This window comes from Stakelama flava, from assembly GCF_019351405.1.
GTDB classification, from domain to species: Bacteria; Pseudomonadota; Alphaproteobacteria; order Sphingomonadales; family Sphingomonadaceae; genus Sphingomonas; species Sphingomonas flava_A.
In genome coordinates this window covers 1-695 of record NZ_JAHWZX010000034.1, presented here as the reverse complement: position 1 = coordinate 695, position 695 = coordinate 1, and the positions used below count along the sequence as shown (strand labels likewise).

The window sequence follows — 695 nt, the reverse complement described above, 5'->3', positions numbered from 1 at the left end:
CGGCACCGGCCCCTGAATCTGGAAAAGATCCGTGCCCGCCAGCGGGCAGATCATCACCATGCTCGCATCGGTGCCGAGCTGGAAGCGATGCCACGCCGTGCGGTCGAGACCATCGAGCCTAACATCAGCGACCAGCGCGCGGACGCCCAGTGTTTTGCCCGGGAATGCGATATCGAGCGCATGACGCACGAAGCTGCGACCGCCATCGGTTCCGACGAGATAGCGAACGCGGATACGGTGTTCGCCGTCGGCATCGGCAATCCGGACGGTGACGCCGTCGGCATCCTGCTCGAACCCGATCAGGCGCCGGCCGAATTGCGGGCAGTGCCCCAGTTCCGCCAGCCGTTCGCGCATCACGGCTTCCGTCCCAGACTGCGGGATCATGAGCGGCCCCGGATAGGGTTCTGCAGGTGCCGGCTGTGCCGATTCCATGATCGCCGTTTCGCGCGTGCTGCCATCAGCGAGATATTCGCGTTGCGGCGGATAGGGGCCTCCGGCAGCGGCCAGCCGATTGACGATGCCGAAATCCTCGAACACCTCCATCGTGCGCGGCTGAATGCCCTTGCCACGCGAACCGCCGAACGGCTGGTCGTTCTGCTCGAGGAGCAGGAACGGCACGCCGCGCCGGGCAAGGTCGATCGCCAGCGCAAGACCGGCGGCACCGGCGCCGCTTATCAGGATGTCAAAATCGAAAG

At 65.6% G+C, this 695-nt stretch carries 1 protein-coding gene; it reads right to left on the bottom strand.

The genetic code is table 11. The annotated features are described in order from the left end of the window. On the bottom strand, positions 1–695 hold a 695-nt coding region (locus KY084_RS16225), incomplete at both ends, for an FAD-dependent monooxygenase (RefSeq protein WP_219239495.1).